A 23311-nucleotide genomic window follows, 5' to 3' on the forward strand; every position below is an offset into this window, starting at 1 on the left:
TCGGCCCGGCTCCTGCGCAAAGAGTTCGGCCCGCACGTGCGTCACTATCTGTGGGGCGGGCACTTCTGGTCCCCGTCCTACTTCGCCGCCTCCTGCGGCGGCGCCCCACTGTCGATCATCAAGGAGTACATCGAAAACCAGAAACGGCCGGACTGATCCGCTCACCTGAACCAACCGTCACGGCACCGCTCGGGCCTGGAGGCCCTCCCGCGCTGTCGTTTCCTCCCGGGCGTAAACGCCCGGGGTTCCACGCCAGATTCCGCTGAAGTTTGTCTCCACAAGTCGAAGATGATCACGTGGCGGCCGCCCACCTGCTTGGCCAACCCACTCATCGCTGACCGTCCACATGACGATCCTGGGCCTGAGTACTCTGCTGCTGATCCAGTACATAGTGGCGATGCCAGGGCGGGGGCGGCGATGAACGCCGAAGACCGGATCGAACGGGCCAAGACGCTCTATGAACGGGCAGTGTTCAGCGGCGACACCAGCGTGCTGACCAACGCCGAACGGGACCTGGACGCGGTGGAGGCCGATACCGCGTTGGCCCGTGGGCGGATCCTGCATGCGCGGTTCCTCAACGAGCGCGCCGGCGCCGGCTCGTCACCCGTCGAGGACCCGGCTGAACTGCCGTTGTTCGAGCGCGCGATCGAGCTGTACCGGGCGCTGGGCGACGCGCGCGGCGAGGCCGAGGCGTTGTTCTGGATCGGCTGCTTACATCAGGTCATCCGACGTGACAACGAGACCGCCGCCAACATGGTCGGGCTGGCCTACATCGCCGCCGCCCAGGACCGCCGGGCGGACGCGCTCGCGACACTCGACGAGGCGCACGCCATCGCACAGGCGCATGGTGCCGATGCCATCGTGCGGCAAATCGAGCAGGCGAGAACGGAGATCTAGTACGGCAGCCGCCAGGTCGGCTGAGGCGGGTGCGGCGGTGGAACCAGCGGGGACGTGCCTGGTGGCAGCGTCGCCAGGCACGCCAGCGTGCGGCGTGACCGGGCGAGTACGCACGTGCCCGGCACTGGTCGAGCCCGAAGCAGTCCTTGCCGGCGGGGCGGACCTCCCCATGCCGTTCGCCCTTCTTGTCCTTGGTCAGCTGCCTGACCGCCTCCGCGCACTGTTGTCTTCACCAACACGTGATCATCAGGCGGCTGCTCCTCACACCTGGCCAACTCCAACGCCGCCGGTCTGGCCACCTACCCGCGCCGCCCACGCACCGCCATCCGGGAAGACGACCGCCCCGGGAATGTCGGTGCCATCGCCTGCCATCACCAAGAAGCCGGGCCCGCTTCGCACCCGATTCGGGAGCTTTTGCCTGTCCCGTTCATAGTGCTCACCGTTCCACCTGTTTGCATACTAGAAACGGGAGTTCGCCCGTGATCTGGGAAGGGGCCGTTCGTGAGGATCGCGTCCGTGAAGCGGCCTGAACGTGTTGCGGTCATCGGAGCAGGCATCCTCGGAGCCAGCGTGGGCTGGAACCTGACCCGGCACGGCGCCAAGGTGGTCTTCATCGACGCGGGCCAGCCGGGCGAAGGCGTCACCAACTGGTCTTTCTCGTGGGTCAATGCCAGCAACAAGACCGTGCGCAAGTCCTACTTCGACCTGAACGTCGCAGGCATGGCAGCGTACCGTGAGCTGGCCAGGACCATCGGGCCAGACTCATGGTGGCATCCCAGCGGCCACCTGCGCTGGACAGACGATCCCGCAGCGGAGGCGAAGTTCCTGGAAACAGCCGAACTGCTGGCTAGCTGGGACTACCGGGTCGAGGTGTACACGGGTGCCGAGGTGCGCCGCCGCCTCGAACCTGCTCTCACGATGCCCGGCGAGGTTCCAGTCTTGTTCTACGCCGACGAAGCCTGGGTGCACGGACGTCATCTCGTCGGCCGCCTGGTCGGCCAGGCCGTCGCATCCGGCGCCGAGCACCGGTCCGGCACCGCGGTCCGTGACATCGGCGCCGGTTCCGACGGGAGCATCCGGGCAGTTGCCTTATCCGATGGGAGCCGTCTCGACGTCGACACCGTCGTGAACGCAGCAGGCCCCAACGCCTCCCACATCGCCGAGCTCATCGCACGGCACTTGCCGATGCGCCGGGAACCCGGCGTCATCACCCGGATCAGCTGTGCCCAGGTCCCGATTCACCGGGCCATGCACGCGCCTCACATCGAGCTCCGTCCTGACGGAGACGCCTCGATGGTCCTCCACAGCCGCGAGATCGACGCACTCATCGACACAGGCGAAGATCCAGCGGAACTCGCACGGCTGCTCCACGAATCGGCGCGGCACGTCGTTCCCGAGCTCGGCAACTCCCGCATCGTAGAGACACGGGTAGCCAACCGGCCCATCCCGGCCGACGGATTCCCCTCGGTGGGAGCGGTGCCGTCTGTGCCGGGCTACTACGAGGCCGTTACCCACAGCGGCATCACACTCGGGCCGGTAATCGGCCGACTGCTCGCTTCGGAGATCCTCAGCGGGAAGAGAGATGAGATGCTTGCGGACTTCCGCCCGGAGCGGTTCCTCCCTTGACAGCCCGGGCAAGCTCGCCTCACTGGTCAGTCAGGGAGCAAAGACCGAACTGCACCTTACGCGTGACCTGCTCGGACCAGGAGAAGGTGCTCTGTGCTTCATGTTGGACGCCGCCGTGATCAAGCTTCTGGGCGAGGTCCGCGCCGAAGTGTGGATCGACGAATACGACGAGGTCGACTGGGAGCGCCACGCGCATACGCCATCCGTCTGATCCTCCCGTTTGTCGTCGTCCCGCCCGAAGGGAAAGCGACAGTCTGAGCTTGATCGGCGCGAAGCAGCCCCCGTAAGCGAAGGCGATGCAGTTGAGCGGGGCGTGGGGGCCGCACCCCCACTAGAAACTGTCTGAGCTCCCTAGGCGGTCGCGCAGCCTGCGGAGGACCATCGGAGCGTAGGCGCGGCCGACCGGGGTCAGGGCCGGGCGCAGCAGCCGTACACAGGGGAACCGGAAGCCACCGAGGAAGGCGAATCTGGTCCGGTCCCCCACCCGGACGGCGGCCATGCCGCCCAGCAGGAACCTGCTCTGCATCACGCACCAGCCCGGCCTCAGCACAATGTCGAACTGCGCGCGCAGCCCGCCGTACCCGCGCGCGAGGGCGCGCAGCCGCTCCCCGTCGGCCGCCGTCACACGCAGAGAGCGTACGTCGGGCAACAGGACGGGCAGTTCCCGCTCCAAGTCGGCGGCTACCGCCCACACGGTTTCGAAGGGGGCGTCGACGAGCCCGTCCGCGAACACGGCGCTGGGCTGGGCGGCGGCGAGGACGCGCAGTCTCGCGACGTCGTCGATCTCGGCGATGGGCCAGGTCATCGATCCCACTCCTTCCTGAAGCTGCGCCGGGCGCGGAACAGTCTGGACTTGACGGTGCCCGGCGGCACGGCGAGCAGTTCGCCGACGGCCCGCTCGTCGAGGCCCTCCAGCTCGCGCAGGGTAAGCACGGCACGGTGCTCAGGCGAGAGCCGGTCCAACACGTCACGGACGTCGGCGGACAGTTGCGGGTCTCCGGGCGCGGGCACGTCCTTGAGCTCGGCGGGCCGTGCCCGACCGGCCTTGCGCGCGATCCGTACGGCTTCGCGAACCGTGATGGCCCGTGCCCAACCGAACAGCGCGTCCGGTTCCCTGAGCTGCTTCAGGCTGGTGAAGATGACGATGAGTGCCTCCTGGGTGGCGTCGGGGCCGTCTTCGAGAGCGATCGGGCCCGCGAGCCGCCCCACGTACGGGCTGAGGAGCGATAGCAACTCCTGCATGGCCAGCGCGTCATCGCGCTGCGCGGCCCGCACGAGCGCGCGGGTACGCGCCGGGTCCACGCCACGCACCGGCCCGGACCCGTGACTCGCCTCGGGGGTGGGCATACGCACCATTACAGCCTGGGTGGGCATGGAACGGGTCTTCCAGGGTCCAGGTTCAACGCGACCTCCACGACGGCGTTATGAGTGTCCGGCTGGAGGAGGGGGCGAGGGCGCGGAAGGTTCCGGTGACATGGAACACATCCGCGACCCGGCCGCCCGGGGAACCTCCGCGCGCCGGCCCGCCTCTCGATGGGTGCAAAGCCTGCCCGAGAAGAGAGGTGCCGTCATGGAACTGCGAAATGAGCGGCCGATGCCCCAGATGGCCCAGGCGGCCGTCCGGCACCGGTGGGTGGAGGTTCGCGGCGTACGGCTGCATGTCGCCGAGTTCGGGGACGAGTCCGGCGGCGGCGACCCCGTGCTCCTGCTGCACGGCTTCCCGCAGCACTGGTTCGCGTGGCGCAAACTCGTACCGCTGCTCCCCGGCCACCGGCTGATCTGCGTGGACCTGCGGGGCTTCGGCTGGTCGCAGCAGACCAGGCGCGGTTACGACATCGAAGGGCTGGGCCGTGACGTGCTGGCCCTGCTGGACGAGCTCGGCCTCGACCGGGTTGTCCTGGTCGCGCACGACTGGGGCGCACAGGTCGGCTTCCGGCTGTGCTTGCGCGCCCCCGAGCGGGTCGCCGCGTACCTGGCGCTGAACATGGTCCATCCGTGGCCACGGCACCTGTCCGTGCTGCGGAACCTGTGGCGGATGTGGTTCACCGCGGTGGTCGAGTATCCGGTACTGGGCCGGTGGATACTGCGGCGCCGGCCGGGGTTCGCACGGTTCCTGCTGAGGTACGGCGTCGCGGATCCGTCGGCGTGGCGTACCGCCGACCTCGACGAGTTCGCCGCCGCGACCGCCGTGTCGGCGCACGCGGGACAGTCGATGTTCTGGCAGTACGTGCTGCGCGACATTCCGGCGCTACTCCTCGGCACGCACCGCCGCCTCCGGCTGGCCGTGCCCACGGTGATCCTGGGCGGCGCACAGGACCCGGTGATACCGCCGGACCTCCTGCCGGGCGGCGAGCGGTACGCCGACGACCTCACGGTCCGGGTGGTCCCGTCGGCGGGTCACCTCCTGCACGAGGAGTGCCCGGAGGTGGTGGCCGATTCGTTGCGCGCGCTCCAGGCCCGGGTCGGCAGGTCGGCCGGCTCGGCGTGAGCACCGGGCCGGCGGCGCCTCCGCTCTCCGGACGCACATGCTCCCTGATGATCGCCATGAGTTCGAGGACGCCGACCCCATTCGCTAACCGAACCCGACTTATGATCGAGATCATGCCGATCCCCCGGGCCGCTGCTGTTGTCGTCGATGGCGACCGAGTCTTGATCATCAAGCGGTTCCTTCGGCGTAGCCGCAGAGTGGGCTGCGTCATGTGTGAGGCAGCCGAGCGGCAAGGTCCTCAATGTCCCGGACATGACTACGCCGTCCTCCCCGGCGGGCATGTCGAGGCTGGTGAATCAGCAGAGATCGCGGCGCTCCGTGAACTGCACGAAGAGACCACCCTGACGGGAGAGATCGATCGGTTGCTGTGGACGAGCACGCATAACGGACGCCCCGCCTTCTATTTCCTGGTCGTTGGGGTGAGCGGTGTCCCTGTGCTGTCAGGTGACGAAGCTGCGGCACACGGGCCGGACAACAGCTTCGAGCTCCGATGGGTAACTGCAGGCGAGTTCGAGCAGGTGAACCTCTACCCGGCCGATGTACGGTCTCCGCTCACCAGCCTGCTGATGGGTTGACTTCCTCCTTCCCCCCGAGCACTGGGCCGATGAGATTTGCTGGAGTGTTCGGGGAACTGCCAGAGTGATGAAGTGTCGCTGATTGTTCCTGAACTGATCTGCTCCGATATCCAGGCCAGCCTGGCCTTCTACCACCTGCTGGGCTTCACGATTCGCTACGAGCGTCCCCAGGAGCGATTCGCTTACCTGGAACGTGGTGGTGGAGCGGACCTGATGCTGGAGCAGCCACGGAGCCGAGACCGTCTCTACCCGCGCGCCGAACTGGACCACCCCTACGGGCGTGGGATCAACCTCACCGTCGAAGTGGATGACGTAGACCAGATTCACACCACGCTGCTTGCCGCCGGCTACGAGATGTGGCTGCCGTTGGAAGATCGCTGGTACGCGCGCACCGTCGACGCCGTGGGCGTGCGCCAGTTCGCGGTGCAGGACCCGGACGGCTACCTGCTGCGCATCTCTCAGCACCTGGGGACCCGCCCTCGATAACGTCATGCCGCAGCTTTAACACGGGCGCGCGCCAATCGGGATCTCCAAGCTCAGACCGGCGATTTGTCGGCCTGGATGCGTTCCAGGGTGCATTGTCCCATCCGGCTCATGACCGGGTTGGTTTCGAGGTAGTACCAGACAAGCCCCATCGCCTGTACGAACGCCCACGCTTTGCCTCGCTCCCATTCAAGGTCGCCGCACTTGAGGTCCAGGCGGAGCACCTGCCGCGGCCCAGCCTCGAGCAGATGCCAGGCACTCACGAGATCCAGAGCAGGGTCGGCCGGTCCGAAGCCGCCGACGTCGAGAACTCCGGCCAGCCGACCAGCGGACACAAGCACGTTGCCGGGAATGAGATCACTGTGGGTCATCACGTCGGCGGCGTTGCGCGGCAGGCTTCGAAGGTTTTTCCACAGCTCGCGAAGACGCGGAACGTCCAGGAGTTGTTCGCTGTGCTTGAAACAGGTCTCCATCCATGCGTCGTGGGATTGAAGGTCGCCTCCCCGGCCTTTGCCGGCGAACACGCGGCCACGCGTGTCGATCGCGCGCAGGTCATTGATGAGATCGGCCAGGTCATGGGCGAACGCGACTGATTCGCCCGGGTCCTCATCGGTGGCCACGACGCCGGGCAGCCAAGTCTGCACCGACCATGGAAGTGGGTATCCCGCGCCGGGTTCACCGAGCGTGACCGGCTCGGGCGTGTTGAACCGCGTACGACCGGCCAGCTCGCGGGCTGCTTCCGCTTCGGACTCCAGCCAGCGCCGCGTTGGGTCGACGTGCCCGGCCTGTAGAGGGAACCGAGCTGCGAAGCGGTCGCCGATGCGAAAGATGGCGTTGACCGTCCCATGCGAAGCGACGCCTGTGATGGGAAGGCTCCGCCACTCAGGGAACTGCTCATCCACCAATGTGCGCACTGTCTCCGGTGACACTGACAGCTGGTTGTCGTGCATCTTCACGCCGGAAGCGTTCCGTGTCTCGGTCTTCTCCTGCAACGTGTTTTCGGCCCTGTAAGGCGGCCCCGAGTGCCCCTGCCGGAGGCGCTTCGTTCCGGCAGAGAAACTATGAAGCTTCGTAGATCATGGTGTCGGCGAGCTGCTTGGCGGTGTAGTTGGCGCGCTCGACGCTGAGAAAGATGCGTGTGATCCCCTGCTTGGCCACCGCCTGAATGATTTCCCGCGCGACGTCGCACCCCGCCCGGCTGACCGTCGACCCGCCCGAAGGAGTTCGGCTTGTCCCGGGTCGATGGCGAGTGGGGAGATCACCCGAGTAGTGGGAACTCGGCGCGTGGGTGCCAGCGGTTGCCGTCGCTGACGAAGAGGCTGACCGAGGCCACATTGGCAGTGATGGGCAGTCGTGCGGTCAACGCGGCTTCCACCTCGTCGAACACGTGCGCCTGCCGGTCGTGGGCGACAGTCAGGTGCGGGATGACGTCCGCGAACTGCCCAACGTAGGGCGGCGCTTCGGGCCACCGTGCCACGACGGCCTCGGTCAGGGCGCGAAACGGCTGGTCAGGTGTCGGCGCGAGGTAGACCACGTCGGGGAAACGCCGGCACTCGTCGAACCGGACATTAAGCCCAATGCGCCGTTGGTGGCTTCCGGGAGGGCTATCACGCCACAACCGTGCGTGCTGTGGCCGAGCGGGCGGGGGTCTCCGCCGAAACGGTGTACAAGTCGTTCGGCGGCAAGCCGGGCATGGTCAAGGCCCTGTGGGACATCACGCTGGCCGGAGACGACGAACCGGTTCCCATGGCGGACCGCCCCCAGGTGCGAGAGATCCTGCGGACCAGAGAGTTGGGCGCCAAGCTCCGGCTTTACGCCGCGTACGCGCGCGGAATCCATGAACGGATCGCCACGCTGTTCGCACTGCTGACCCAGGCCGGGTCCGGAGGCGGATCCGGCCCACCTGGCGGACGCCGTCTGGGCCCTGACCGGCCCACAGTTGTACACCCAGATCACAACAGGACGGGGCTGGTCCGCAGACACGTACGAGGAATGGCTGGCCGACACGCTCACTGCCACGCTCCTGCCCCCGCCGCCTCGGAAGCGGTAAGCGCGCACCGCATCCGCTACGAAGAGGGGAGGCGGGGCCGTTCACTTGGCAAGGCTGGAAGGCGGTCTACGAGCACTTCCGGCGTCGATCCGCCGACGGCCCTCCTGGCTGACGTATGGTCGATCAAGTGGACTCCGCGACCGTGAAGGCCCGCAGCCGCGAGCGCCGCAGGTGGCAGGCCTACTCCCAGAGCAAAGCTGGACGACAAACAATCCCCAGCCTGTATGACCTGGGGCTTCAAAAGAGCAGGTGACGAGAATTGAGCCGGCACTCTCAGTTTGGGAACCGACTGCTGATCTTGACGCTCTGATCTGGGAAAACGGGGATCCAGGTCGGCGGGGGTTGAGTGGTCGCGAGTTCCCGCGAGAGACCGCGGTTCCCCGTCCGTTCTGAACCGCATCTGGCACGCGATCATGGCCCGACGTCGTCGCTACCAGGCCCGTCGACTGACGACCTCTCGCACAGGTTCCTCTCAGCTCTGAGGTGGTTTCGAAATGAGAATGGCCCACTTGGCCCCCTTGGGCACTTCCACCTTGATGCTCCGGAGGGCCAGCTCGTCGGGGACTGTACTGATCCGAATGTCGTTGGGACCGACAGAGCATTGGTGCGGCAACCGAGACTGATCAATGAGGACGGTCATCACCCCACTCGCTTCTACGCAGTCGATGGATAGGCGAAACGACGTTCCCATATTGAGCTCCGTGCTCCAGACAGTGTTCTGCCCCTTCCGATCGACGTGATGAAGGAGCACCTTTCCTTTGGCTCCTCGCACAAGATCCGTGAGAGTACGAGTGACTGCGGGTGGGTCAATCAGGCCGCGAGGCATCGGTGCGGAACCCGAACCATGCTGGTCACGGATCGATACTGCGCAACCCCCCAAGAGCGGGATCGCGACGATGGCCACGACGAATATGCGCACATCGAACCCTTCGGTGATCAGGTCTGGACAAGGTTATGGGGCAGCGATATCTCCCGCACCAGTCCACCGACGTCTGAGATCATCCCGTCACCGTCGCCCCACCCAACTGGCGATCAGCGCATGACCTGCGTGGAAGAGATGGCACTGATGCGACGTCGTTGCGACACAACGAGAAGCTCGACAGGGTAGGCCCGTGATCGAGATCGATGGTGCCTTCTACCGCATCAGTGAGCCCGAATTCGAGATGCAGATCCCACGTTGGGAGGACCACGCTCTCGAGACGGCGGATGAGGCTGACGCGACCATCACACTTCCTGACGGTACTCGTCGCTACGCAACGTTCATTACGCCAGCGGTCGTCAGCAAGGTCATGGATCGCTGGCGAGACACGGGCGAATGTCTCAACGGCCGGTACTTCTGGTGTTCCGATCTGATCATCATTCGCGACCCAGGCCTCGCCTCTATGATCGCTGCTGTACGAGACATGATCGCGACAGGAGAGAACGAAAGTGCATGTGGTGCGCTTCCGCCTGACGCCAATGAGCCGCATACGGATTAAAGCTCGATCTTGAGCTGTCCACACGATTCAACGCAGGTGAGGAGTACCGTGCGGTCTCCGATAAACGTCGTGGGACGGGATGAAACTGTCTACCTCAGGAGTAAAAGCCTCGCCCGTACTCCTCGCGGGGCTTGGCGAAGTCGTCTGGACGTGTCTCCCGGAGATACTCATAGCGTTCGCCGAACCGGTCTATGGCTTCGGGAACCGTGTCGCCGAACTGATCTCGAATGATCATTAAGGCTTGGATGATGCGCTCTGCGAAGACATGACCATCGATGGCATCCCATGGACCGCTCACCCGCGGATGCTCTCACGCCATCAGCAAGTGGAGTGGAACAGGCCTCCGACAGGAAGGGATTCAGCCAGCGTGTTGTAGCGGTGAACGGCCACGGTTGTCTCCTCGACGTACACCTCGACGCCGTGGGCTTTCAAGAGATCAAGCGTTTCGGGGCAGGTCTCCAAGACCAAGCGCATCCCCCGGGAGAGAACGATCACTTGGCTGCCTCTGTCGAGTAGCTCCTGTACGTCCGCGGGTTGGACGCCGGGCTTGTGTCTTGTGCCAGTTTCGCGCCAGTCCCAGGGTCTCCCGCCGCCGGGGTAAAGCTTGAAGTCCTTGCTTTCACCCAAGCCTTCGACCACCATCCGGCCCCATGAAACATGCGTGATCAACGGCGATCGAGACTCCATGAGGCGACAGTAACTGCCGCCATGTCACTCACGTAACCCCGCCTGATCGCCCCGCCGCCGCCGTCCCACCCAGCAGGGCCGTCGAGGCCCACGGCTACCCAGCGTTACCGATGCGACTCACCCGCACTGTCAGCTTGGGAACCGCATCGACACGGCGTGATGAGAGCCGGTCCTGAATGGCCGTGTTACCTGCACAAACGAGAGCACTGGTCAGGAGTAGTCGACTGATCTTATGTGACCGTGGTTGGCCGCTCGTTCTGGCTCGGATCTGGCACGTGATCTACGTCGGATTTGAGAAAGTCACCACGCCGAAGCGGCGCCAGAGGCAGGAACGCTCTGCGAGCGCCATTCGTTCACGAGTTGGTTATCTGGCTCCTGAGTCTCTGTGAGGTGGCTGGACAATGCGGCAGGTGTGGCGAGTTGGATATGCCGGACGTATTGCAGGCGTGCTGGGCACTGTGGTTTTCGCAGGACTGATGGTCGCGTTTGCAGCGATCGGAGTGCAGATGGCCGTGAGCGGCGATGCGTTTATAGGCGTTCTTAGTCTGATCGGGGTGTGTCCTCTTATTGGAGCAGCGGGGGTGCGCTGTTGGCTCCTGGGTGTGCGACCGAACATCACCTTGACCGAGGACAGCGTGGTCGTTCGCAACCCTTATAAGACCTATCAAGTCTCTCTCGTAGAGATCAGCATGGTCTCGGGCGGCTACCACGGCCTCTGCATCACCTCGACTGATGGACGCCAGATCGTAGCCTGGGCCGTGCAAAGGTCCAACATCGCGCGATGGCTGGGCCGGCGGACCCGTGCGGATGGCGTCACCGAGCGACTTCTGATAGCAGCCACTGCCGCTCGCCACAAGAGCGACATGACAGAGACGCCGTGATCAAGGCTCGACAGAATTGCAACTTCAACCCCAGAATCGACCCGGTGATCTGGGCTTCCATGTGTGGAGCGGGTGACGGGAATCGAACCTGGTTAATGGCCCATCAATGGCCCGGCCGTCACTCGTCCCACTCATCATGATCGAACACGAGGTTCACGGACTCTGGTGTTAGATCTCCTTTGGATGCCTCTAGATGGAAGTGAAAGCTAGAGGGTGTATCGGGCTCAGAAAGCGTCAGCAGAAGTTCGGCAAGAGTACGAAGCGCGATCTTGTCTCCCTCGATCACGACCTCGCCGGGATGCACTCGGACGCTCAGCGGATGATCCATGGGCCACGCCCAGGCGACTCCATAGTCCGGAACGTATACAGGGACCTGGATGGTTACGGATCTGGTGGGATCGGGGCGGTTGCTCATGCCAGCAGTGTCCACGGTTGCGCACCGCGCACACTCCGCCTCGCCTGTTCATCCCGTCTGCCGTCGACCCGCCCGAAAGGGAAGCGGGCCAGGGCCACAGGTACCAGAACCGGACGAACGACGTGATACCCGTGGTCCTGATCTGCTCGCCTTGTCCGGGATCGATGGCGAACGGGGTGATCAGGCTTCCACCTCAGCCGCCTACGCCCCAGTTGCAGGTACTTAGTCCGAGTTCGTCGAGTCGGCAGAAGGTGGTCAGATCAGCGCAGGCGAAGCCCGCGCCGACGGTAGCGTCGGGCACGTCGAGGTCTTCCGGATAGGCGGCGTAGGAACCTCCATCCTTGGGAGACCTCGACCTCTATTCGGCCCTCGACGTGCTGAACCATGACCGCCCGGCCTTGACGTCACATTCCGTCCACCCCAAGTGCGAAGAGCCGGAAAGGTGATCAACCTGGGTAAACAAACGTCGCCTGGATTCTCGAGCCTCGGGCGCGATCGCGGTCTTTGGGGGCCGGTAATCGTCTGGTGGCGTTTGGCCTGTCAGGCGCGATCGTGGAGAGTGATCTGGTAGCCGTCGGGGTCGGCGAAGGTGAATGTCCGACCGAAGGGGCCGTCGATCGGTGCGGAGACGATGGTGTGACCGTCGGCGACCAGAGCATCGTGAATGGCTTGGACGTCTGTGGCGTGGAGCCAGATCGCGGCACCGATGCCGGGCTGAGCCGCGGATGCGAGATCGGTGCCGGGAACGATGTCGCGGAGTGCGAACGCGATCGGCTTCGTCTCGAAGACGACCGCGTGCGGAGGTCCGGTCTGCGAGCGGACGAGGCCGAGGTACTGCTCGTAGAACGCCTGCGAAGCGTCGAGGTCGCGCGCTTGGAGCGAGATGAAGTCGGGGCCGGTGGCGGGCATGATGATGCTCCTTCTCTTCGTGTCAGTTTTCTGACACAGGCGAATCTATGTCAGAATACTGACATGAGTCAAAACAGTGTCGGCGTCGACCTGGAGACGTCACTGGGCTACCTGCTGAAAGAGGCGTCGAGCGCCCTCCGTGCAGCCATGGAGGAGGTGCTGCGGCCGCTCGGGATGAGCGTGACGCACTACTCCTGCCTCGAACTGCTGGCTCAACGACCGGGCTTGTCGAACTCCGAGCTCGCGCGGGGCGCGTTCGTGACCCGCCAGACGATGAACGTGCTGCTCCAGGCCCTGGAACGAGACGGCTACGTGACCAGGCCCGCGGAGGCACCCGTCGGGAAGGCTCTTCCCACGCGGCTCACGCCTCGCGGCCGACGTAGCCTCGAGAAGGCGACCGTAGCGGTCCGGTCCGTCGAGGTCAGAATGCTGGCCGGCATGACCGAGACCGAGCAGTCAGACGCGTTCCGGATCCTACGGAGCATGATCCATTCCCTGCGCGATGGCAACGACGGTGCATAGCTCGTTCCCCGGCGCACGTCTCGTCGCGCCCGGATAGGAGCGCAGCCGAGCGTGAAAATCCGTGCGGACGACCTCGAAAACCGGCGGACCCCGACTACACTCTCTTCTGCGATGAGCCCCGTATCCAGTGTTGTGCCATAACTGGCCCCCGCTTTGACTTTGCTGGCTATCGGGCCAATGCCGCATAGAGCAGACGGTCTCGCCATTGCCCTCGGACATACAGGTGTTCGCGTAGATGACCTTCGCGTCGCATACCAATCTTGGCGAGGACTCGAGCCGAGGCGGCGTTGTCGGGATCGCAGGTGGCTGAAATCTTGTGCAGGCCAAGCTCGTGGTGACCCCAGCGAAGGAGGGCGCGGGCGGCTTCACTCGCATATCCCCTTCCCCACCATTGGGGGTGTACGACGTAGCCCATCTCTCCGCGCTGGTGGGAGGCGCTGGTGATCCGCAGTTCTATTGATCCGATGAGCATGTCATGCTCGCGGTCGACGACGGCAAGCGCGATCCGGCATCGGTGAAGGTCGCGGGCAGCCCGTACCACCTCAGTGAGGAAGATGGTGGTGTCATGCAAGCTGTTGGGCCCCCAGTCGGCATAGCGGGTCACCTCGGGATCGCTGGCGAACGCGTGAACGGCTGCGTGGTCACTCGTGCGGAATTCACGCAGCAGCAGCCGAGGTGTGGTCAGTTCCATGATCTGAAGTATGAGCGCACGCAGGACGAGAGCCGCGGCCCGACTGGGCCATGGCCTTGACCGCCGTGTTCTCCTTCGATCTTGGACTGAGCCCTCGAAGGATCACGCCATGACCGCCTTCATTTCATAGCGCGATGTCAGCGAACGCCCGAATCTGGATAGACGCCGGTCGGCCGCCCGGCCACCCTCAATCTCGTGAAGTGCCGCTACGCCTTGCCGTCCCTACACGACACACGGCTGGGGCCGGGGGCCAGCTCATGCCGGCCAACCCTCCAATGCCCAGGTCTTGGCTCCAGAACCGTGGGGGCATCGCGAGCCCAGCTTTGCCCAGACGTAACAGAGCCCGTCGGCGCGTTAGAACCGGAACCGCACGATGCGGGTGGACCGTTTCATGCCCGGCAGCAGGTTCATGAGGCGGTACATGCGGCGTACGTTTGCGGGTGCCTTGGCCATCAGCACTGGTGAGTCGTTCATCGGCGCCTCGTCGACGTATTCGAGCCGCGGGTGCCAATCGGCCAGCGCGGCCGGGTTGTTGAAGCCGCAGTGGAACTGGGCATCGTATTTGCGCAGCATTGGGTCCCATTTAGAGGTTCGCCACGCCCAGACCGGCACCGTGTCGAACTGTATTTGGCCTGTAGGGAAGGCGTCGACGACGCTGGTCAGCAGTTGCCGGACGGCGGTCTCGGTCAGATAGGGCACCAGTCCCTCGGCGATCATCAGTGCCGGCCGGCCGCGGGGGATGCGTTCCAGCCAGGTCAGGTCGGTGACGCTGGAGTCGATCAGGGTGTAGTGCTCGCGCGGCGGAAGGAATTGTCGCCGCAGTTCGATGACGGACGGATAGTCCAGGTCGTACCAGTCAACGGTGGCGGGCGGGTCGATCCGGTACACCCGGGCGTCGAGGCCACAGCCCAGATGCAACACCACCGCGTTGGGGTGGTCGGCGAGGAAGCTTCGGGCCCAGTCATCGTGGGCCTTGGCGCGCACCACGGCGGCGAGGCCCAGCTGGCTGGTGCCGAATCTGCGGTTGTCGTAGTCGGGGTCGAGGCGGCGCATCGCCTGTTCGGCGTATTCGTCGCCGAGAATCGGGGCCGGCAGTCGGTTGTCCAGCGCTTTGGCCCTGAGAACGGGGCTGAGGGTCTTCTGCACTCCGACGAGTTCAGCGTCCTTCACGGCAGCGTCGCCACCTTCATTTCACGAATTTCATGAAATTTTTCATCATCTTAAACTGGTGAGGCCGCCAGGAGGAAGGGAGCTTCGGTAAGGCGAGCGAACGAGGGCGCTATCGCGGGCTTCCGGGAACGGTTCGCGCCGATCATGGTCGAGCGGGTGGCGGGAATCGAATCCGCTCTGAGCTGGGAAAACGGGGCCCTAGTCAGGCATGGCCGAGTGACCGTGAGCGACTCTTATTGACCTTGACCTGCCGCCTGTTCTGGCATGCATCTGACCCGACGATCACCCCCACGAGCTGCGGTTCGAGCGCATCGCGCGTACCCCTCCCGCCTGATCATCCCGGAGCCGAGTACCCCCCGCCGGAGACTGCTTCCTGCCTAGGCGTTTCCTTCGCTGCCCGCTGCAGGCTGCGGCGGGCGCCTATCAACCCGAGAAAGAACCCAGGGAATATCACCCAGGAGTTCAGAGCAGCGCTGGAAGCAACTGGAAGGGGCATGCCCTGAATGAAGACCTTTTCGCCAAGGACACCGAGGAAAGCGCCACCGGTCGAGGCCGCGAGTGTCGCCAGAAAAATCCGTGTTCTTCGGGGGGCGAACATAATGTGATCGTATACAAGCAAAACCCGCCAGCGGTGGCCTGCCGATGAGTCGACGCGTTGTCCGATGCGGCCCAGCGGCCGCATGGCGACGCCCCCTGCTGCAACCCTCCTCCCCAGCCCTTGCCTCACCTATCGAGATTCAATAGATTCTCATCGTAACTCGATGGAAGGATGGGTCATGGGAAAGCTGGCAGTGCGTGCGCTTCGCGCCGTGCTCGTGGTGGTGCTCGGCGGCACCGTGTGCGTACAGGCATTGATGGTGTGGGTGTTGATCAGCGGGAGCGACCCGGAGGACGGGTCGCTCCCGCTGACCTCGCTGCGCGTGATCACGATCCTGGGCATGGTGACGGTCCAGGTCGCCCTGGTCAGCGTATGGCGGCTGGTGACGATGGTGCGACGCGGAACCGTGTTCTCCCACGCCGCCTTCCGGTACGTGGACGCCGTGATCGGCGCGATCGTGGCGGCTGCCCTCCTGTGGTTCGCGGTCACGGCCCTCAATGCGCCGGGCCAGCGGGAAGACCCAGGCGTCACCGTCATCATGGGCGGGATTGGCCTGGCCATCCTGGGGGTCGCGCTCATCGTGCTCGTGCTGCGGATGCTGCTCGCCCAGGCCGTGGCGCGCGACGTCGAAGCGGCGCACATGCAGGCCGAGTTGGACGACGTGATCTGATGCCGATCGTCGTCGACATCGACGTGATGCTGGCCAGGCGGAAGATGTCCGTGGGCGACCTCGCGGACCGCGTAGGAATCACGCCCGCCAACCTGGCGGTACTCAAGAATGGCCGCGCTAAGGCGGTGCGCTTCACGACGCTCGCCGCGCTCTGCGAGGTACTTATGTGCCAGCCGGGCGACCTGCTGCGCTGGGAGGCCGAGGACCCCGAGGGCGAATGACGTACCCCAGAGCGCGGGAAAACGATCTTGGCTTGTAGAGGCGTTGATCTGCGACTGAGGGCGGTCATGGGTGACCGTGGTTGACCCCTCGTCACCCTGGCTAATGGCACGCTAATCGCACGGCGATCAGGGCCCTGAGCTCTGCTTCTCGACGGACTCGGCAATCGTGCGGAGCCTGTGGATCTCGTTGAAGATCTCCTGGTCGGACAGCACCGAGATGATCGTCAATCCTTGCGGGCCTGGTTCCCTATGGAACTTGCCCAAGGTGTAGCAGAGTGCCGCGCGCAGTTCACCAAGCTCTCGTTGGATCGCGTCTCACTGGATTCTACGCGTCGCCAACTCCACGCCCGCGGGTGTACGGCTTCCTGCCTGGCCTTCGTCGGTAGTGGTGATGTCTTCGACCAGCACGTACTCATCGCCAGGGCGGACGTCGATCACTACCGGAGCGTCGTCGGGTAGACCTTCGAGGTAGTTAAGGAGCTGCCGTACGGTGAGCATGTCCGTAGGGTTCCTGGGATGTGCGCACCTGCGCAAGCCTCCGCCCGACTGATCATCCCGTCTGCCATGGCCCTGGCCCGCTCAGCTTGTCCCGGGTCGATGGCGGGCGGGATGATCAGGCTTCTACGTCAGCCCTCTACGGTTTCCCGGTCCGCGCGGCGATCATCCCGGAGCCGGAGCGCCCCTGCCGGAGGCTATCGTCTGCCCATGCCGGACTTTGAAGCATGGGCGCGGCTTTCCTTGTGGGAGCAAGCGGATTCCCTCGTGGGTGACGCCGAGATTGTGATTGATCGTCCTGCGGGCACGCCGCATCCAAAGGTGTCGAGCTTCGTCTACCCGCTGGATTATGGCTTCTTGTCGGGGACTCAAGGCGGGGACGGTGAGGGCATCGATGTGTGGGTCGGCTCGTCTCCGGTGCGGACCGTGTCGGCGGTGGCCTGCACGGTGGATCTGCTCAAGCGGAACGCAGAGGTGAAGTTCTTGTGGTGCTGCTCGTCGGATGAGATCGCGCTGGTGGAGGGTTTCTACGTTCCTCAGCCTCAAGCGGCTGTGATGATCCACCGGCCGAGATGAGCAGGGCCGCGCGGCTCTGGCGGCGGCGTGACGGTGGTCGGCGCGGTGGCTCCGGCTTCGCGTGCGATGACGACGCCTGCGGCGGTGTCTCACTACGCTGGGGGCGCGGCCGGCACTGCGCTCGATCACATCACCGCGCGCAATCCGACCAAGGAGGAGCGCACACTCCTCGACGTCAGGAACTCAGCTGCAATGCTGACCGTGTACGCCGTCGCCTGCTTGTGCCAAGCCTGACGTCCGCGACATGCTCACGGTGTTCGTCGGGGACAGGCATGCGTTACGCCGAGCTCGCCGCTCTTCAGGTGCGTGACATCGAGCCGTTCGCCAAGCCGGTGCCGACCTTGCGCGTGCGGCGAGCGCGGAAGCACCAGGCGGACAACACCTTCAAGCCAGGCCCGCCCAAGGCCAAGCAGTCAAGGCGGACCATCGCCCTGTCCCCGATGGTCATGGACGCGATCCTGCCGAACATCGCCGGCAAGTATCCCGAGGAGTTCGTCTTCAAGTCGCCGAAGGGCCAGACCTTCATCTCGGCAAAGCGCCGCGTCGAGCAAGTCACCTACACCTTCTGTGCTCGTGGCGCAGCTGAAGGGCAGGCTCAGACCAGGTCGAGGCGGACGAGTTCGGTGCGGGTAGTGACGCCGAGCTTGGGGAAGGCGCGGTACAAATGGTGGCTGACGGTCCTGGGGCTGAGAAACAGCTGGGCGGCGATCTTCCTGTTGGTTGCTCCCGTGGCGGCAAGCCGTACCACCTGGAGTTCCTGGGGAGAGAGCAGAGCGATCAGGTCGGGGGCGCTCGGCGCGACTGTCTCCCCGGCCGCGCGCAGCTCGGCGCGGGCGCGCTCGGCCCAGGGAGCGGCGTCGACGCGGTCGAAGGTCTCCAGGGCGGCGCGCAGCCGGGTGCGAGATTCGTTTCTCCTGCGGGCGCGGCGCAGCCACTCGCCGTGCAGCAGGTCGGTGCGGGCCCGCTCGTAGGGCCGATTCGCCTCGGCGTGTGAGCGTGCGGCCTGTTCCCAATGCTGTTGCGCCTCCTCCTCGTCGTGGGCGAGGAGGGCACGGCAGCGGTGCAGTACGGCGTCGGCCCACGGGTGGCGGGCGGCCGTGGCCCAGGACTCGAAGCGGGTGAGCGGTTCCGCGGCGCGGTCGGGCAGGCCGAGCCGTACGGCGGCCTCGATCTGGTCGGGCGCGAAGTAGATGGGCATGATCTGGTGCCGGAGCGGTCCCAGGGCGGCGGCCTCGAAGCGTTCGAGCGCGGCCTCGAAGCGGCCCTGGCCGAGGTCCAGCAGGCCGAGCGCCCACTCGGCCCAGCCGACGATCGTCGCCACCGGGTGGGCTTCGTGGTGCGCGATCGTACGTTCGGCCAGCTCACGGCAGTCCTGTTCGCGGCCCTGGACGGCGGCAACCATGGCCATGGCGCTCTCGAAGTGCGCGATGCGGTGCGTCTGGCCGATGTCGGTGGCGAGCTGGCGCCCCTCGGTGGCGGTCGCGAGGGCGTCGTGGAACCGGCCGAGGTACATCTGGTGGATCGCCAGCACCACCTGGCCCAGCGACAGCAGCCCGACCATGCCGTCGGCCCGGCCTTCCTCGATCACCGAGTGGGCGATGGCGAGCCCGTTGTCGAAGTCGCCCGAGATTCCGGCGAGTGAGCAGACGCTGATCCTGAGGGCCGTCATGCCGGTGGGGATCGCCAGGGCCACGGCGATGAGCTCGCGGAACGGTGGGAGCGCCCGGTCCAGGTCGCCGGCCAGGAAGTCGGCCATCGCGCGGGCCGCCCGGACGAACCCGTCCATCCCGTCCTCCGGCGTCAGCGGCAGCTCGGCGAGCCGCGCCGCGGCCTCGGTGACGGCCGCGGGATCACTGAGGTACCAGGCGTTGCGGACCGCGTCGAGCAGGATGAGCGCCGCCTCCTTCCGGTCCACGTCGGCGATGGAGGCGGCGCCGTCGAGGAGGATCCGGTGCGCGTTGTGCACATTGCCCCGGTCGAAGGCGATCCGGCCGCGCAGTCCTGCCAGCCTGGCGAGGGTGAGCGGGCAGTCACCGAGTCGCCGCGCCTGGTCGGCCAGGATTTGAGCGTGTTCCAGGGCTCCGGCCTCGGCGGCGGCCTCTGCGGCCAGGGCCAGCCGTCGGGCACGTTCGGTCAACGTGGGGGTGAGCCGGGCGGCGCGCTCCAGTGCGGCGGCGGCCGCGGCGTGGCCCGCGCGTTCGCGGGCACGGCCGGCCGCCTGTTCGAGCGCGGCGGCGATGGGCTCGTCGCGGCCGGTCACGGCGGCCGCCAGGTGCCAGGCGCGGCGGTCGGCGTCCTGGTCGTCGTTGAGTGCCCCGGCCAGTGCGTGGTGCACGGTCACGCGTTCGTCGTAGGCCGCCCGCCGTGCCGCCGCCGTACGCATCAGCGGGTGGCCGAAGGACAGGCGACCGCCCGCGGTGGACAGGAACCCGGCGCGCTCGGCTGGGCCGAGGGCGGCGGCGCCTACTCCCAGCGTCCCCGCCGCGCGGACGACGACGTCGAGATCGCCGGCGTCGTCGAGGGCCGCGACCAGCAACATCGTCTGGGTGTCCGGTGGTAGTACGGCGATCCGTGCCTCGTAGGCCTCCTGGATGCGGCGCGGCAGCGGCAGCGGCTCCTGGGTGTCGGGCAGCGCGTCGGGCACCCGGGGCAACTCGATCAGCGCGAGGGGGTTCCCCCCGCTGGTGGCGAGGATCCTTTCCCGTACGGCCGGACCGAGACCGGGCGTGTGCTCGCGCAGCAGGTCGGAGGCGGCCTGCCGGTCGAGACCGTTGAGCCGCAACTCGGGCACCCCGGGCGCGTGGAAGGTGTCCCTGGCCGCGAACAGCAGGGCGATCCCCTCCGAGTGAAGCCGTCTGGCCGTAAACAGCAGTGCCTCGGCCGAGGATCTGTCCATCCATTGGGCGTCGTCGACCAGCACGAGCAGCGGGCCGTCCTCGGCCAGTTCGGTGAGCAGTGTCAGGGCGGCCAGGCCGATGAGGAACCGGTCCTGAGGGGCGGTGGCGAGGCCGAACGCGCCCTCCAGCGCCCTGGCCTGCGGTGCAGGCAGAGCGTCGATGCGGTCGAGGGCCGGGCGCAGCAACAGGTGGAGTGCCGCGAAGGGCAGCTCGGCCTCGGTCTCGATGCCGGTACCGTGCAGCCGCTGCAGTCCCTCCGCCAGTTGATCGGCGTGGCCGAGGAGCGCGGACTTGCCGATCCCGGGCTCGCCCCGGATGACCAGGCTCGCGCTCCGGCCATCCTTGGCCTCCGCGATCAGAGCCTCGATCTGCGCCTGTTCCCGCTTTCGCCCCAGCAACACCATCGGAATCTACCGTCATCGCGGGATTACCAGTCAATCGTCCGATGCCGGACGTACGCCCTCCCTCCGTACCGTCGTACCTGTTCCCCAACGGTGACGTAAGGAGAAACGCATGTCCTTATTGATCTTTCTGCTGCTGTTCGTCGTCCTGTGCGGCTGGCTCGATCACTGGGCCACTCGCACCCCCAATCCCGGCAGCAAGGAAGGACACTGAATGTTCATCGGACACTTCGGCCTGGCCGCGTCGGTCAAGGCAGCCCAGCCGCGCGTCCCGCTGTGGTCGCTCATGCTCGCCACGCAGTTCCTCGACGTCGTCTTCGTCGTCCTTTACCTGGCGGGCGGAATCGAGTCCTTCCAGGCCGTCGCCCCGGGAACGTACGGCGAGGCGCTGATCAACGCGCAGTACACCCACTCCCTGCTGGGATCGTTGCTGCTGGCGGCCCTGTACGGCGGCTTCGGCACATGGCGGTGGGGCCGCCGGGCCGGGACTGTGCTCGGCCTGATGGTCTTCAGCCATTGGGTGCTCGACCTGCTCGTCCACCGCGCCGACCTGCCCCTGCTGCCCGGCAACGCCGGCGACCTGCCGCTGCTTGGCCTCGGCCTGTGGCAGACCCCGTGGGCCACGGCCGTCATCGAGGGCGTTCTCCTGGTGACCGGCGCCTTCTTCTACTTCCGTTCAGTACGGCAACGCGCCTCGATCACCTGGCGCGCGATCGTCTCCGGCGGTGTCATGGCCCTGCTACTCGTCCTGGGCCTGGCCGTTGACATCCTCAGCTAGGAAGGGCATCGAATTGTTCATCGACGTGCCAGGGGGCCGCCTGGCCTACGACTCCGCCGGCGAAGGGCCACTCCTCGTGTGCGTACCCGGTCTGGGCGACACCCGGGACGCCTACCGGTCGCTGCGCCCGGTGCTGGTGGCAGCGGGATACCGGGTGGTGGCGATGGACCTGCGAGGCCACGGGGAGTCGTCGGCGGGCTGGGACGACTACTCCCAGTCCGCGGTAGGGGCCGACATCGTGGCCCTCCTGGAGCACCTGGACGCGCCCGCCGTCGTCCTGCTCGGCAACTCCTACGCCGGAGGTGGCATCATCCGCGCGGCTGCCGACGCCCCCGAGCGGGTCGCCGGGATCGTGCCCATCGACGGATTCATCCGGGCCATCCCGCTCAACCTCGCCGTCCGTGCGCTCATCAGGCTGATCGCCTCGTCCCCGCGGCTGTGGAGCGTCTACTACACCACGGCCCATCCGACCGCCAAGCCCGCCGACCTGGCCGAACACCGCGCCAAACTGGTGGCCATGCTGCGCGACCCGCAGCGGCGCGAGGCGATGCGGCGCATGCTGCTCAACCGCGCTCCGGAAGCCGAACAGGTCATCGCGCAGGTCCGCTGCCCGTCGCTGGTCCTCATGGGAGCCAAGGATCCCGACTTCCCCGACCCGGCGGCGGAGGCGCGGACGCAGGCGTCGCTGCTGCGCGGGCAGGCCGTGGTGATCGACGACGCCGGCCACTACCCGATGTCGGAGTTCCCCGAGCGGACAGCAGAGGCCCTGCTGCCCTTCCTGAAGAACGTCTTCTAACGCCGGCCGGTCCAGGTGGCCAGGAGCTGGAGCGCGGTGTGGGAGGCCGACCCTTCGTCGGCGGCGTGTACCACCAGGGCCAGTCCGGGGTCGTCCGGCAGGCGCAGGGTCTCGTAGGCCAGCTCGAGCTCGCCGACCAGAGGATGCCGGTACAGGTAGCGCCCGTGTCGTTTGTCCTTCACCTGGTGCTCCGCCCACAGCTGACGGAACTCCGCGCTGGCGGCGGACAGCTCTTCGATCAGGGCCGCAGTGGACGGGTCGGCGGGTCGGTGACCGGCGTCCAGCCGCAGGAAGCCGACCAGATCGCGGGCCCGTGCCGGCCAATCGGCGTAGAGCCGGCGCACGCCCTCGTCCAGGAAGTTCAGCCGGGCCAGGTTGCGCCGCTCGGGTGGCAGCGCCCCGAAGTCGGTGATCAGCGCGGCGGCCAACGGGTTCCAGGCCAGCACGGTGGTGTTGCGGTCGACCAGGTAGGCGGGCACGTCGTGGATCGATGACAGCAGGCGGTAGATGCCTGAGCGCGGAGGCCGGCGGTCGGCGGCGCCGGGTGCGGTGGCAGGGTCCGGTCGGGCCAAGCGGTGCAGATGGTCGCGTTCGGCGGCGTCCAGCCGCAGAGCGCGGGCGACCGCGTCCAGGACTTCCGTGGAAAAGTGCAGGCTGCGGCCCTGCTCCAGCCGGACATAGTGGTCGACGCTGACCCCGGCCAGCAGGGCGAGCTCCTCCCTGCGCAACCCCGGGACACGTCTGCGGCCGCCGAATTCCGGTAGGCCAAGCTCTTCGGGCCGCAACCGGGCCCGGCGCGATCGCAGGAATTCACCCAATTCTGCGCGTCTGCCCGATTCCATGTGACCAGTATCCCTACCCGGGCCCCGTGCTGCCGTTGCGAGCCAGGTCATGCCGTGCCTAGGCACCGGCGGGCACTGGGTCGTCAGCCGCCGGGAGACAACAGTGGTGTGCGCAGCGCCAGACGCCCCTAACGGTGCCTGGCCACTCGATCTCACAGGGAGCAC

27 protein-coding genes and 1 pseudogene are annotated in these 23311 nt (G+C 66.3%); 15 read left to right on the forward strand and 13 right to left on the reverse strand.

Annotated elements, in window-relative coordinates; translation table 11 throughout:
* The 3 genes from AB0B91_RS50265 to AB0B91_RS50275 all read left to right on the forward strand — a co-directional run.
* Positions 1-156: transposase (locus AB0B91_RS50265; protein WP_358337800.1), on the forward strand; the 156-nt coding region annotated here is incomplete at its 5' end.
* A gap of 261 nt (positions 157-417) precedes the next feature.
* Complete coding sequence (locus AB0B91_RS50270; protein ID WP_358337203.1) at positions 418-897, forward strand: hypothetical protein; 480 nt, start codon at positions 418-420, stop codon at positions 895-897.
* Positions 898-1398: 501 nt separating this feature from the next.
* Positions 1399-2523, forward strand: coding sequence for an FAD-dependent oxidoreductase (locus AB0B91_RS50275; RefSeq protein ID WP_358337205.1), 1125 nt, complete (start codon positions 1399-1401; stop codon positions 2521-2523).
* Between the two features lie 331 nt (positions 2524-2854).
* On the opposite strand, the gene AB0B91_RS50280 is transcribed toward AB0B91_RS50275, so the two are convergent.
* Positions 2855-3328 (reverse strand): hypothetical protein, encoded by a 474-nt coding sequence (locus AB0B91_RS50280; RefSeq protein ID WP_358337208.1) that lies wholly within the window; start codon positions 3326-3328, stop codon positions 2855-2857.
* Complete coding sequence (locus tag AB0B91_RS50285; protein ID WP_358337211.1) at positions 3325-3870, reverse strand: sigma-70 family RNA polymerase sigma factor; 546 nt, start codon at positions 3868-3870, stop codon at positions 3325-3327. The genes AB0B91_RS50280 and AB0B91_RS50285 overlap by 4 nt, the downstream gene beginning before the upstream one ends.
* 223 nt (positions 3871-4093) lie before the next feature.
* Between AB0B91_RS50285 and AB0B91_RS50290 the strand changes: the two genes are divergently transcribed.
* From AB0B91_RS50290 to AB0B91_RS50300, 3 genes are all read left to right on the forward strand, one after another.
* Positions 4094-5011 carry an alpha/beta hydrolase gene (locus AB0B91_RS50290; RefSeq protein ID WP_358337214.1) on the forward strand — a complete coding sequence of 306 codons (918 nt, stop codon included), beginning with the start codon at positions 4094-4096 and terminating at the stop codon, positions 5009-5011.
* A 101-nt stretch (positions 5012-5112) separates the two neighbouring features.
* Positions 5113-5586, forward strand: coding sequence for an NUDIX domain-containing protein (locus AB0B91_RS50295; protein WP_358337217.1), 474 nt, complete (start codon positions 5113-5115; stop codon positions 5584-5586).
* Positions 5587-5658: 72 nt separating this feature from the next.
* The gene (locus AB0B91_RS50300; protein ID WP_358337220.1) at positions 5659-6072 is read left to right on the forward strand and encodes a VOC family protein; all 414 of its coding nucleotides are present in this window, start codon (positions 5659-5661) and stop codon (positions 6070-6072) included.
* A 50-nt stretch (positions 6073-6122) separates the two neighbouring features.
* Here AB0B91_RS50300 and AB0B91_RS50305 read toward each other — a convergent pair whose 3' ends face one another.
* On the reverse strand, positions 6123-7019 hold the full coding sequence (locus AB0B91_RS50305; RefSeq protein ID WP_358337803.1) for an aminoglycoside phosphotransferase family protein: 897 nt from the start codon (positions 7017-7019) through the stop codon (positions 6123-6125).
* A 308-nt stretch (positions 7020-7327) separates the two neighbouring features.
* Positions 7328-7687 (reverse strand): 2'-5' RNA ligase family protein, encoded by a 360-nt coding sequence (locus tag AB0B91_RS50310; RefSeq protein WP_358337223.1) that lies wholly within the window; start codon positions 7685-7687, stop codon positions 7328-7330.
* Here AB0B91_RS50310 and AB0B91_RS50315 point away from each other — a divergent pair.
* Both AB0B91_RS50315 and AB0B91_RS50320 read left to right on the forward strand, forming a co-directional pair.
* Positions 7681-8265 (forward strand): annotated as a pseudogene (locus AB0B91_RS50315) (helix-turn-helix domain-containing protein); the annotation flags it as partial. The gene AB0B91_RS50310 and the pseudogene AB0B91_RS50315 sit on opposite strands and share 7 nt — an antisense overlap.
* Before the next feature lie 966 nt (positions 8266-9231).
* Positions 9232-9597 (forward strand): hypothetical protein, encoded by a 366-nt coding sequence (locus tag AB0B91_RS50320; protein WP_358337226.1) that lies wholly within the window; start codon positions 9232-9234, stop codon positions 9595-9597.
* Between the two features lie 94 nt (positions 9598-9691).
* Here the strand turns inward: AB0B91_RS50320 and AB0B91_RS50325 are convergent, their stop codons facing one another.
* Positions 9692-9895, reverse strand: coding sequence for a hypothetical protein (locus AB0B91_RS50325; protein ID WP_358337229.1), 204 nt, complete (start codon positions 9893-9895; stop codon positions 9692-9694).
* 20 nt (positions 9896-9915) lie between these two features.
* On the reverse strand, positions 9916-10284 hold the full coding sequence (locus AB0B91_RS50330) for an Mth938-like domain-containing protein (protein ID WP_358337232.1): 369 nt from the start codon (positions 10282-10284) through the stop codon (positions 9916-9918).
* Positions 10285-10685: 401 nt separating this feature from the next.
* Between AB0B91_RS50330 and AB0B91_RS50335 the strand changes: the two genes are divergently transcribed.
* Positions 10686-11165: a hypothetical protein gene (locus AB0B91_RS50335; RefSeq protein WP_358337235.1), complete on the forward strand. Its 480-nt coding sequence runs from the start codon at positions 10686-10688 to the stop codon at positions 11163-11165.
* Between the two features lie 118 nt (positions 11166-11283).
* Here the strand turns inward: AB0B91_RS50335 and AB0B91_RS50340 are convergent, their stop codons facing one another.
* A complete protein-coding gene (locus AB0B91_RS50340) occupies positions 11284-11580 on the reverse strand; it encodes a hypothetical protein (RefSeq protein ID WP_358337238.1) in 297 nt (98 codons plus the stop codon).
* A 540-nt stretch (positions 11581-12120) separates the two neighbouring features.
* The gene (locus tag AB0B91_RS50345; protein ID WP_153262873.1) at positions 12121-12489 is read right to left on the reverse strand and encodes a VOC family protein; all 369 of its coding nucleotides are present in this window, start codon (positions 12487-12489) and stop codon (positions 12121-12123) included.
* 63 nt (positions 12490-12552) lie between these two features.
* Between AB0B91_RS50345 and AB0B91_RS50350 the strand changes: the two genes are divergently transcribed.
* On the forward strand, positions 12553-13011 hold the full coding sequence (locus AB0B91_RS50350) for a MarR family transcriptional regulator (protein ID WP_358337242.1): 459 nt from the start codon (positions 12553-12555) through the stop codon (positions 13009-13011).
* 166 nt (positions 13012-13177) lie between these two features.
* On the opposite strand, the gene AB0B91_RS50355 is transcribed toward AB0B91_RS50350, so the two are convergent.
* Positions 13178-13702, reverse strand: coding sequence for a GNAT family protein (locus AB0B91_RS50355; protein ID WP_358337245.1), 525 nt, complete (start codon positions 13700-13702; stop codon positions 13178-13180).
* A 354-nt stretch (positions 13703-14056) separates the two neighbouring features.
* The gene (locus AB0B91_RS50360) at positions 14057-14848 is read right to left on the reverse strand and encodes a class I SAM-dependent methyltransferase (protein WP_358337248.1); all 792 of its coding nucleotides are present in this window, start codon (positions 14846-14848) and stop codon (positions 14057-14059) included.
* An 800-nt stretch (positions 14849-15648) separates the two neighbouring features.
* Here AB0B91_RS50360 and AB0B91_RS50365 point away from each other — a divergent pair.
* Positions 15649-16140, forward strand: coding sequence for a DUF2975 domain-containing protein (locus tag AB0B91_RS50365; protein ID WP_358337251.1), 492 nt, complete (start codon positions 15649-15651; stop codon positions 16138-16140).
* Positions 16140-16361: a helix-turn-helix transcriptional regulator gene (locus tag AB0B91_RS50370; protein WP_358337254.1), complete on the forward strand. Its 222-nt coding sequence runs from the start codon at positions 16140-16142 to the stop codon at positions 16359-16361. The genes AB0B91_RS50365 and AB0B91_RS50370 overlap by 1 nt, the downstream gene beginning before the upstream one ends.
* 315 nt (positions 16362-16676) lie before the next feature.
* Here the strand turns inward: AB0B91_RS50370 and AB0B91_RS50375 are convergent, their stop codons facing one another.
* Complete coding sequence (locus AB0B91_RS50375) at positions 16677-16859, reverse strand: hypothetical protein (protein WP_358337257.1); 183 nt, start codon at positions 16857-16859, stop codon at positions 16677-16679.
* A gap of 207 nt (positions 16860-17066) precedes the next feature.
* Here AB0B91_RS50375 and AB0B91_RS50380 point away from each other — a divergent pair, with 207 nt between their 5' ends.
* The gene (locus tag AB0B91_RS50380; protein WP_358337259.1) at positions 17067-17432 is read left to right on the forward strand and encodes an Inorganic pyrophosphatase; all 366 of its coding nucleotides are present in this window, start codon (positions 17067-17069) and stop codon (positions 17430-17432) included.
* A gap of 595 nt (positions 17433-18027) precedes the next feature.
* Here the strand turns inward: AB0B91_RS50380 and AB0B91_RS50385 are convergent.
* Positions 18028-20730, reverse strand: a complete 2703-nt coding sequence (locus AB0B91_RS50385) for an AAA family ATPase (protein WP_358337262.1) — start codon at positions 20728-20730, stop codon at positions 18028-18030.
* Positions 20731-20944: 214 nt separating this feature from the next.
* Between AB0B91_RS50385 and AB0B91_RS50390 the strand changes: the two genes are divergently transcribed.
* Positions 20945-21508 carry a permease gene (locus AB0B91_RS50390; protein ID WP_358337265.1) on the forward strand — a complete coding sequence of 188 codons (564 nt, stop codon included), beginning with the start codon at positions 20945-20947 and terminating at the stop codon, positions 21506-21508.
* Positions 21509-21521: 13 nt separating this feature from the next.
* Positions 21522-22304 carry an alpha/beta hydrolase gene (locus AB0B91_RS50395; RefSeq protein WP_358337268.1) on the forward strand — a complete coding sequence of 261 codons (783 nt, stop codon included), beginning with the start codon at positions 21522-21524 and terminating at the stop codon, positions 22302-22304.
* Here AB0B91_RS50395 and AB0B91_RS50400 read toward each other — a convergent pair.
* Positions 22301-23197, reverse strand: coding sequence for a helix-turn-helix transcriptional regulator (locus AB0B91_RS50400; RefSeq protein ID WP_358337271.1), 897 nt, complete (start codon positions 23195-23197; stop codon positions 22301-22303). The genes AB0B91_RS50395 and AB0B91_RS50400 overlap by 4 nt on opposite strands.
* Positions 23198-23311 lie beyond the last annotated feature (114 nt).

The organism is Nonomuraea sp. NPDC049141 (assembly GCF_040648415.1).
Lineage (GTDB): Bacteria > Actinomycetota > Actinomycetes > Streptosporangiales > Streptosporangiaceae > Nonomuraea.